Raw genomic sequence first — 9,572 nt, 5'->3', positions numbered from 1 at the left:
GGCCTTAGCTCAGCTGGGAGAGCGCCTGCTTTGCACGCAGGAGGTCAGCGGTTCGATCCCGCTAGGCTCCACCATAAATATCTAATTATTTCGGCGGTGTAGCTCAGCTGGCTAGAGCGTACGGTTCATACCCGTGAGGTCGGGGGTTCGATCCCCTCCGCCGCTACCATTTAATTAAACAATGCTGGACCTTTAGCTCAGCTGGTTAGAGCAGACGGCTCATAACCGTCCGGTCGTAGGTTCGAGTCCTACAAGGTCCACCACTTTCATTTATACGGAGGAATACCCAAGTCCGGCTGAAGGGATCGGTCTTGAAAACCGACAGGCGGGTCAAACCGCGCAGGGGTTCGAATCCCCTTTCCTCCTCCATATTTTTAATAATACTATCGCGGGGTGGAGCACGTCCGAATAACCTTCGAAGGAATTTCTTCAGCGCACCGATTGAACTGCTGCTTGAATAATCTTTCTAAAATCGGGGCGGTTACTTCATTGAATAAGCTGCGATGTAATGCTTGATGTGGGCATAGAAAAAATCACATAAATAATACTATCGCGGGGTGGAGCAGTCCGGTAGCTCGTCGGGCTCATAACCCGAAGGTCGCAGGTTCAAATCCTGCCCCCGCAATCTGGTCCGGTAGTTCAGTTGGTTAGAATGCCTGCCTGTCACGCAGGAGGTCGCGGGTTCGAGTCCCGTCCGGACCGCCATTTTCTAATATTAAAAACGTCAAACGAAACCTGGTTTCGTCTTTTTTTTATTCTTTTTTATCCTAAGCTTATATTTCATTAATAATGAAAATAGCTTACTTTGCCCATTGCTGCAAAATAAGGTAAACTACATATAGATTATTCTCCTTAGGATTTATCCTAAGGTTTTTTTTCTTTATAGATTAGACCATAAAAGGTGATGAAACATATGAGTCAGTTTGAGTTTATCTCAAAGAAGCCAGAGGATACGATGGCGTTTTCAGAAAGGCTGGGCAGCCTGCTCCAGCCGGGGGATGTCCTTGCTCTGGAAGGAGATTTGGGCGCAGGAAAAACGACATTCACCAAGGGGCTGGCAAAAGGACTTAATATTACCCGTAATGTAAATAGCCCCACTTTTACGATAATTAAAGAATACCAAGGAAGATTGCCCCTGTATCATATGGATGTATACAGAGTTGAAGATTCTTTTGAGGATTTGGGGTTTGATGAATATTTTGAAGGCAATGGGGTCACAGTTGTAGAATGGGCTCATCTAGTTAAAGAACAGCTTCCCGAAGAGTTATTGACGATTTATTTATATCTTGATGATAATGACTCAAGAAAGCTTGTCCTGGAACCCCTGGGAAAAAGATATGAGGAATTGTGTAAGGAGATTATGTTATGAAGGTTTTAGCCATTGATACATCCAATTACCCTTTGGGAGTAGCTCTTCTGGATGGTGATCAGGTTATAGGCGAGTATATTACCAATGTAAAAAAGAATCACTCTGTCCGTGTTATGCCGGCTATTGATATATTAATGAAAGATTGTGGTGTTACGCCAGCTGAGATAGATAAAATTGTTGTTGCGAAAGGACCTGGCTCCTATACAGGCGTCCGTATTGGGGTTACCATTGCAAAAACACTGGCCTGGACTTTAAATAAGCCGCTGGTTGGGGTATCCAGCCTGGAAATTTATGCGGCTTCGGCCGGCAGATACTTTAATGGCGTCATATCTCCTCTGTTTGATGCACGAAGAGGGCAAATATATACTGGCCTGTATCAATATAAGGAAGGGGAATTAGAGTCTCTTATGAAAGACCAGCTCCTTCTTGCAAAAGATTGGGCATCAATGCTTTCTGAACAGAAAGAGAAGGTCCTTTTAATGGGGAATGATTTGCCTTTACATAAAGAGGTATTCGCAGAATCCCTTAAAGACCGGGCTGTGTACGCTTCGCCTGCAGAACATAATCCAAGGCCAGCCGAACTTGCCTTATTAGGCAGAGACCGAGAGCCTGAGGAAGTTCACACTTTTGTTCCTAATTATATTAGGATTGCGGAAGCTGAAGCTAATTGGATAAAAGCAAACCAAGAAAAAAAGCTATAGTGATGAGGAAGCGAACGTATGAATAAATCCTTAACTTTCCGTTTTATGAATGAAGAGGATATTGATGATGTTTTGGAAATAGAGCATAAGTCCTTTGGCACACCCTGGAGCAGGGAAGCCTTTTTTAACGAATTAACACAAAATCAGTTTGCTTTGTATGTTGTTTTAGAAGAAGAAAATAAAGTAATAGGCTACTGTGGAGCATGGATCGTCGTGGACGAAGCTCATATCACAAATGTTGCGCTGCTCCCTGAATATCGCGGGAGAAAGCTTGGAGAAGCTCTGATGCGAAAGTTAATAGAGATTGCGTCTGAAATGGGGGCCATCACGATGACTCTGGAAGTAAGGGTATCTAACTTCACAGCTCAGTCCTTGTACCGAAAGCTGGGTTTTCAAAATGGAGCCATTAGGAAGAACTACTATACTGATAATCAAGAAGATGCTTTAGTAATGTGGGTGAATTTATAATGAAAAAAGATCAATGGATCATGGGAATTGAGACAAGCTGTGATGAAACTGCTGTTGCCATCATTAAGAATGGCCGTGAAATCTCAGCCAATATAGTTGCATCCCAAATAGAGAGCCATAAACGTTTTGGAGGAGTAGTTCCGGAAATAGCTTCCCGCCATCATGTTGAACAGATAACGATAGTGCTGGAAGAAGCATTATATAAGGCTGGCATCACATATTCTGATCTTTCAGCAATTGCTGTGACTGAAGGACCTGGCCTTGTAGGCGCGCTGCTGATCGGGGTTAATGCCGCTAAAGCGGTTGCTTTTGCTCATGGTATTCCTCTTGTAGGCGTGCATCATATTGCTGGACATATTTATGCCAATCGATTGGTTGAAGAAATGGAATTTCCATTACTATCCCTGGTAGTCTCTGGCGGACATACAGAACTGGTCTATATGAAGGAGCATGGCCATTTCGAAGTGATTGGAGAGACAAGGGATGATGCTGCAGGAGAGGCATATGATAAAGTTGCCCGGACATTAAATCTGCCATATCCAGGCGGTCCTCACATTGACAGACTCGCTCATGAAGGGAACCCAACGATTCAGCTGCCGAGAGCATGGCTGGAAGAAGGTTCATACGACTTTAGCTTCAGCGGCTTAAAATCTGCCGTTATCAACACTGTTCACAATGCTGAGCAGCGTGGTGAGGCCATTGTGCCGGAAGATCTAGCCGCAAGCTTCCAGGAAAGTGTTATTGATGTCTTAGTAACGAAAACAGAAAGAGCCGTTGAAGAATATCGGGTGAAGCAGCTGCTGCTCGCAGGCGGAGTTGCGGCGAATAAAGGACTTCGGTCCTCTTTGGAAAAGAAGTTTGGGGGCAAAGCGGATATAAAGCTTATTATTCCTCCATTATCTTTATGCACAGATAATGCAGCGATGATTGGTGCAGCAGGAAGTGTGCTGTTCGAAAAAGGACAATTCGCCGGTCTTGATTTAAATGCCAATCCCGGTTTAGACATCACTATCCACAATGATAAATAAATTAGTAAAAAGTCCCCGACCGAAGAGGGGACTTTTTCTGTGGATAAAATCATTTATTTCAGAATTTTATGTTGATTATGTGGATAAAATCAGTTCGTTTTGTGGATAATGTGGAAAAGTCTGTGGAGAGTATATATAACTGCGTTTTTCTTGTGCTTATCTCTGTGGATAATAAAAAAGACTGGCAGTGACTATTCTACCAGTCTAAAAGTTATGAATTTTCCTTTATTAATCATCAGCTAAAAGTGCCCATTCTTCCATCAACTCTTCCAGCTTTGCTTTTGCTTGATCAGTTTCATTTGTAATGCCCATCACTTTTTCATGGTCTTGATAAACATTCGGATCACAGAGTAGCTGATCATTCATATCAATTGCTTTCTCCAATGCTTCTATTTGCTCTTCAATTTCTTCCATTCTTCTTTTTCGCTGTCGTTCGAGCTTCTTGGCTTCTTTATCCTGCTGATAATTATTTTTGTCCTGCTTAACAGGTTGTGATGGAGAGGATTCAACTTGCTCATTAAGTGCAAGCAATTCCTCCTGTTCCTGCTTTTTTTCCACATAATAATCATAATCGCCAAGATACTCTGTTGCACCACTACTGGAAAGTTCAACTACTTTTGTTGTGATTCTGTTGATAAAATATCGGTCATGAGATACAAAGAGAATCGTTCCGGGATAATCAATCAATGCATTTTCAAGAATTTCTTTGCTATCCAGGTCCAAATGGTTTGTTGGCTCGTCGAGGATTAAGAAATTGGCTTTCTGCATCATAAGCTTCGCAAGTGCAAGACGAGCCTTTTCACCGCCGCTCAGTGTTGAAACAGTTTTAAGAACATCATCACCAGAGAAAAGAAAGTTCCCAAGTATTGTCCGAATTTCCTTTTCCGGTTTAAGAGGGTATTCATCCCATAATTCGTTCAGGACTCTTTTGTTGCTGGTGAGTTCTGCCTGTTCCTGGTCATAGTAGCCAATTATCACATTGGAACCGTACTGAATCTCCCCAGAAAAAGAAGGGATTTTTTTGATGATGGTTTTAAGCAGAGTGGATTTGCCAATACCATTAGGCCCAACAAGTGCTATGCTGTCTCCTTTTGCCAGTCGCAGTGAAATATTTCCGCTCACTTTCCTTTCATAGCCTATAGCAAGAGAATGAATATTTAAAACCTCATTGCCAGATTGCCGTTCAATGTCAAAGCCAAAAGAAGCCGATTTCTCGTCTCCAAGCGGCCTGTCCATCACGTCCATTCTTGCCAGCTGCTTTCTGCGGCTTTGCGCCCTTTTGGTTGTGGAGGCCCGGGCAAGGTTTCGCTGGATAAAATCCTGCAGCTTAGCGATCTCTTCCTGCTGTTTCTCGAATTCCTTCATTTCTCTTTCAAAATTCGCGGCTTTTTGATCCAGATATGAACTGTAGTTGCCAGGATACTTTCTTATTTGGCGGCGGGAAATCTCGTAAACCTGGGAAACGACCTTATCAAGGAAATAGCGGTCATGGGAAACGATTAGAATGGCGCCATTGTATCCTTGCAGGTATTGTTCGAGCCATGATAATGTTTCAATATCCAGGTGGTTGGTAGGCTCGTCCAGTATTAAGATATCAGGCTTTGTCAGCAAAAGTTTACCAAGGGCCAATCTGGTACGCTGTCCGCCGCTCAATGATGAAATTTTAGTGTCATAGCCCATTGAGCTGAAGTTGAGTCCGTGGAGAATGGAACGGATATCTGCCTCATATTGATAGCCGCCATTTTCTTTGAAATCAACCTGAAGCTTGTCGTATTCTTTTAAGATGCGTTCATAGGCATCAGAGTTATTTAGGATATCAGGGTCTGCCATTTGTTCTTCAAGGCTGCGAAGCTGTTTTTCCTGCTTCTGCAGATGACTAAAAACAGTCAGCATTTCATCCCAAATGGATAAATCTGATTCCAGGCCGGTATTTTGTGCAAGATAGCCAATTGTAACTTCCTTTGGCTTTATAATCTCACCGGAGTCATATGTCATTTGTCCGGCAATAATTTTCAAAAGGGTGGACTTTCCTGCACCATTGCGCCCTACTAGCGCAATCCTGTCCCTGGTTTGTACTTCAAGCTTTATATTGGTTAAAATGGGATCAGCGCCAAAATTTTTCGCCAGCTGATTGACTTGTAATAGTATCATGTTCTTTCACCTCGGGTATAGAGTAAGTGTAACTCATTCATATATGTTCGGCAATAAAGGAGACAGGACTATAAGCCCTTCTGCAGGGCATTCAATCAAGACAAAAGGCAAATAAATATGTGAGGAACCATACAATGCACATACAAAGTAACAGAAAAATAGTGTATGATTTTGAAGAGAGGTGTTTTGAATGGCGGATTTTACTCATTTTAATCAAGAGGGAAGGGCAAAAATGGTGGATGTCAGCGATAAGCCTGAGACGTCACGGACAGCCATCGCTCAATCAAGTATTGCTGTTAATCAGGAGATATACGAGAAGATAACATCCAACTCCATGAAAAAAGGGGATGTACTCGCTGTTGCACAAACTGCAGGCATTATGGCGAGCAAGAAAACATGGGACATTATTCCGATGTGCCATCCGCTGCCGCTAAAGGGTGTGGACATTTCATTTTCATGGAAAGCGGAATCGGAAGAGTATGTTCTTATCATTACTGCTTCTGTAAAAACGAAGGGAAATACGGGTGTGGAAATGGAAGCGTTAACAGCTGCTTCGGTCTGTGCTCTGACCGTATATGATATGTGCAAGGCTGTAGATAAAGGAATGGTGATTGGGCCAACCTTTTTAATAGAGAAAACAGGCGGAAAAAATGGAGACTTTAAAAGAAGTTAATTCATCATAAGAAATGGGGATGGACGAATGGCCAATGAACCAATTAAGATACCGCAGGCAACAGCTAAACGGCTGCCTTTATATTACCGCTTTCTAAAAAATCTTCACTCATCAGGCAAACAAAGAGTCTCTTCAGCAGAATTGAGTGAGGCGGTAAAAGTGGATTCTGCTACAATCCGCCGCGACTTTTCGTATTTTGGTGCGTTAGGGAAAAAAGGATATGGGTATAATGTGAATTACCTGCTGAGCTTCTTTCGGAAGACTCTTGACCAGGATGAGCTGACTAAAGTAGCTTTGGTCGGGGTAGGCAATTTAGGAACAGCCTTTCTTAACTATAATTTTCTTAAAAATAATAATACTAAAATAGAAGTAGCTTTTGATGTTGATGAGAGTAAGGTTGGCACGAAAATCGGCGATGTGCCGGTCCATCATATGGATGACCTTGAAGAAGTTATTGTAAATAATAATATTCAAGTGGCGATTTTAACAGTGCCGGCACCGCCTGCCCAGTCTATTACCGATCGGATGGTGAATGCGAAAATAAAAGGAATCCTAAATTTTACACCTGCGAGGCTCACTGTGCCAGCCTCGATTCGTATCCATCATATCGATCTGGCAGTGGAATTGCAGTCACTGGTTTATTTTCTGAAAAATTATCCTGAAGAAGTGTAAAAAAATGAGCCTTTTGCGGGCTCATTTTTTCATTTTATTTTTCAATTTAAAATGCAGGCCAACCATCCGCAGACCGGTGCCAAAATCGAATGTAGCAATTATGATCAGAAAATAAGTAAAGAAACCCCAGGTTTCTTCACGCTGGATATTCTGTATTGCTATAAAGGTGAAAAGGCATCCGAGAAGGATGTAAATAAAGCCTGAAAACAAAGGTGTGCTTCTCATCAAAATCCCCCAGTAAATTTAAAACTCTGCACAGCATTCCACTAAGCTAGAAAAAGCTGATAAAGCTCTGCATTTTTTCCATTTCTTCTAACCATTTTTGCATATTATCCTGATTCAGCTGGATAACTGCAACAAAGGTGTTCATCGCCACATGGGCAAAAATCGGCACAATAATCCGCTTCGTCTTGACGTATAAAAAGGCAAAGGTGAACCCCATTGCCGAGTACAGCAGTACATGTTCAGGCTCAAAATGGGCAAGTGCAAAAATGACTGAGCTGATCAGGGCCGAAAGGAAGAAGTTGAAGCGCTTATGGAGAGAACCGAAAATAATTTTTCTAAAGACGATTTCCTCAAGGATTGGCCCGATGACCGAACTGATTAATATAACGATTGGCGATGCCTCAATGATCCGGATTATCTGCTGCGTATTTTCAGATCCCATTTCAATGCCAATCATATTTTCAATGCTTGCAGCGGTGGCTTGAGCGATCAGGGCCAAAAATATGCCGCCTATTGCCCAGCCCACTGAGCTTGCTGCGGGAGATGCATCCCTATCCAGGCCTCTTTTCATCTCTTTTCTTAATAATAGAAGCGTAATGATCAGTGTGACTGTAAAACTGATGACAAGCCAGTAGGCTACAGCCAGGATCTGCATGTCTTCGGGATTCTGTCCAAGGGCATCTGCAATAAATAACACAAGCGGAACGCCAAACAAACTGGACAGCTGCATAGCAATATAAGCTATTAATATAAACCAATATTCCTTCTTCAAAATGTTATACTCCTTAATCTGAATGTTGGAAAACAAGTCCTAAAGCCATTGTACTCTTAAAAAGGAGCGGGTTTCAAATATCAGCATCAAAGCAGCAAAATACCATGTTTAAAGTGAAGAGCTTCGAAGTATACTTAAGTGGTTGTCTGTGTCGAAAAATAGCGTGTATCGGCGGATGAAATTTTTTCTAAAAAATTTAAGCTTCACCCTTGCAAATAGATATAAGATTCATTAATATAATAATTGTGTTAGCACTCATACAGAGAGAGTGCTAATAAATAAAAATATTTACATATTATTTGAGGAGGTTGTTTCACTTGTTAAAGCCACTAGGTGATCGAATCATTATCGAGCTTGTTGAAACTGAAGAAAAAACTGCAAGCGGCATCGTACTGCCGGACACTGCTAAAGAGAAGCCTCAAGAAGGTAAAGTTGTAGCTGTGGGAACTGGCCGCGTTCTTGAAAATGGCGAGCGTGTTGACCTTGAAGTTGCTGACGGCGACCGTATCATCTTCTCAAAATATGCTGGTACTGAAGTGAAGTACGAAGGCAAAGAATATTTAATTTTACGCGAAAATGACATTCTTGCTGTAATTGGCTAATCGCCATCAAGCGAAGATTATTAAAAGATAAAGCTAAAATTTTTGAGGAGGTTTTTATCAATGGCTAAAGAGATTAAATTTAGTGAAGAAGCTCGCCGCGCGATGCTTCGCGGTGTGGATTCCCTTGCAAATGCGGTAAAAGTAACTCTTGGACCTAAAGGACGCAACGTGGTTCTTGAGAAGAAATTCGGTTCTCCATTAATCACTAATGATGGTGTGACAATCGCAAAAGAAATCGAACTTGAAGATGCTTTTGAAAACATGGGTGCAAAGCTTGTTGCTGAAGTAGCAAGCAAAACAAACGATGTTGCCGGTGACGGTACAACAACTGCAACTGTTCTTGCTCAGGCAATGATCCGTGAAGGACTTAAGAATGTAACTGCAGGCGCCAACCCTATGGGCATCCGCAAAGGAATCGAAAAAGCTGTTTCTACAGCTGTTGAAGAGTTAAAAGCTATTTCAAAGCCAATTGAAAATAAAGAATCCATCGCACAGGTTGCTGCAATCTCTGCCGCTGACAATGAAGTTGGCCAGCTGATTGCTGAAGCAATGGAGCGCGTTGGCAACGATGGCGTTATTACAATTGAAGAATCTAAAGGATTCACAACTGAGCTTGATGTAGTAGAAGGTATGCAATTCGACCGCGGATACGCTTCTCCATACATGGTTACAGATTCTGATAAGATGGAAGCGGTTCTTGAAAACCCTTATATCTTAATCACTGATAAGAAGATTACAAGCATCCAGGAAATCCTTCCTGTACTTGAGCAGGTTGTACAGCAAGGCAAGCCTTTATTGCTTGTAGCTGAGGATGTTGAAGGTGAAGCACTTGCTACACTGGTAGTGAATAAGCTTCGCGGAACTTTCAACGCGGTAGCAGTAAAAGCTCCTGGCTTCGGTGACCGCCGTAA

General features: G+C 42.3%; 11 protein-coding genes and 5 tRNA genes. 13 read left to right on the top strand and 3 right to left on the bottom strand.

Going from position 1 to position 9,572, the window contains the following annotated elements:
- The first annotated feature begins 92 nt into the window (after positions 1–92).
- The 9 genes from ACEQ1T_RS19365 (at position 93) to tsaD (ending at position 3,566) form a co-directional block, all read left to right on the top strand.
- A tRNA-Met gene (locus ACEQ1T_RS19365) sits at positions 93–169 on the top strand.
- A gap of 17 nt (positions 170–186) precedes the next feature.
- A tRNA-Ile gene (locus ACEQ1T_RS19360) sits at positions 187–263 on the top strand.
- Positions 264–276: 13 nt separating this feature from the next.
- A tRNA-Ser gene (locus ACEQ1T_RS19355) sits at positions 277–369 on the top strand.
- A gap of 182 nt (positions 370–551) precedes the next feature.
- Positions 552–625, top strand: a tRNA-Met gene (locus ACEQ1T_RS19350).
- A 3-nt stretch (positions 626–628) separates the two neighbouring features.
- A tRNA-Asp gene (locus tag ACEQ1T_RS19345) sits at positions 629–705 on the top strand.
- Between the two features lie 208 nt (positions 706–913).
- Positions 914–1,369, top strand: a complete 456-nt coding sequence (gene tsaE, locus ACEQ1T_RS19340) for a tRNA (adenosine(37)-N6)-threonylcarbamoyltransferase complex ATPase subunit type 1 TsaE (protein ID WP_370224319.1) — start codon at positions 914–916, stop codon at positions 1,367–1,369.
- A complete protein-coding gene (gene tsaB / locus ACEQ1T_RS19335) occupies positions 1,366–2,070 on the top strand; it encodes a tRNA (adenosine(37)-N6)-threonylcarbamoyltransferase complex dimerization subunit type 1 TsaB (RefSeq protein WP_370224318.1) in 705 nt (234 codons plus the stop codon). The genes tsaE and tsaB overlap by 4 nt, the downstream gene beginning before the upstream one ends.
- Before the next feature lie 18 nt (positions 2,071–2,088).
- Positions 2,089–2,538, top strand: a complete 450-nt coding sequence (rimI, locus tag ACEQ1T_RS19330) for a ribosomal protein S18-alanine N-acetyltransferase (protein ID WP_370224317.1) — start codon at positions 2,089–2,091, stop codon at positions 2,536–2,538.
- On the top strand, positions 2,538–3,566 hold the full coding sequence (gene tsaD / locus ACEQ1T_RS19325) for a tRNA (adenosine(37)-N6)-threonylcarbamoyltransferase complex transferase subunit TsaD (protein ID WP_370224316.1): 1,029 nt from the start codon (positions 2,538–2,540) through the stop codon (positions 3,564–3,566). The genes rimI and tsaD overlap by 1 nt, the downstream gene beginning before the upstream one ends.
- Positions 3,567–3,794: 228 nt before the next feature.
- On the opposite strand, the gene ACEQ1T_RS19320 is transcribed toward tsaD, so the two are convergent.
- Entirely contained in the window at positions 3,795–5,717 is a 1,923-nt protein-coding gene (locus ACEQ1T_RS19320) for an ATP-binding cassette domain-containing protein (protein ID WP_370224315.1), read from the bottom strand.
- 190 nt (positions 5,718–5,907) lie between these two features.
- Here ACEQ1T_RS19320 and moaC point away from each other — a divergent pair, with 190 nt between their 5' ends.
- On the top strand, positions 5,908–6,390 hold the full coding sequence (gene moaC, locus ACEQ1T_RS19315) for a cyclic pyranopterin monophosphate synthase MoaC (protein WP_370224314.1): 483 nt from the start codon (positions 5,908–5,910) through the stop codon (positions 6,388–6,390).
- Between the two features lie 27 nt (positions 6,391–6,417).
- A complete protein-coding gene (locus ACEQ1T_RS19310; RefSeq protein ID WP_206845925.1) occupies positions 6,418–7,062 on the top strand; it encodes a redox-sensing transcriptional repressor Rex in 645 nt (214 codons plus the stop codon).
- Positions 7,063–7,083: 21 nt separating this feature from the next.
- Here the strand turns inward: ACEQ1T_RS19310 and ACEQ1T_RS19305 are convergent, their stop codons facing one another.
- Positions 7,084–7,287 (bottom strand): YdiK family protein, encoded by a 204-nt coding sequence (locus ACEQ1T_RS19305; RefSeq protein WP_206845928.1) that lies wholly within the window; start codon positions 7,285–7,287, stop codon positions 7,084–7,086.
- A 46-nt stretch (positions 7,288–7,333) separates the two neighbouring features.
- The gene (locus ACEQ1T_RS19300; protein ID WP_370224312.1) at positions 7,334–8,059 is read right to left on the bottom strand and encodes a lysostaphin resistance A-like protein; all 726 of its coding nucleotides are present in this window, start codon (positions 8,057–8,059) and stop codon (positions 7,334–7,336) included.
- A gap of 317 nt (positions 8,060–8,376) precedes the next feature.
- On the opposite strand from ACEQ1T_RS19300, the gene groES reads away from it, so the two are divergent.
- Entirely contained in the window at positions 8,377–8,661 is a 285-nt protein-coding gene (gene groES / locus ACEQ1T_RS19295) for a co-chaperone GroES (RefSeq protein WP_206845932.1), read from the top strand.
- Positions 8,662–8,721: 60 nt separating this feature from the next.
- Positions 8,722–9,572: chaperonin GroEL (groEL, locus tag ACEQ1T_RS19290; RefSeq protein WP_370224311.1), on the top strand; the 851-nt coding region annotated here is incomplete at its 3' end.

It is taken from the genome of Cytobacillus sp., assembly GCF_964223445.1.
Classification (GTDB): Bacteria; Bacillota; Bacilli; order Bacillales; family Cytobacillaceae; genus Cytobacillus.
The sequence above is the reverse complement of the archived record's forward strand: the minus strand, read 5'-3'. Positions and strand labels throughout refer to the sequence as shown.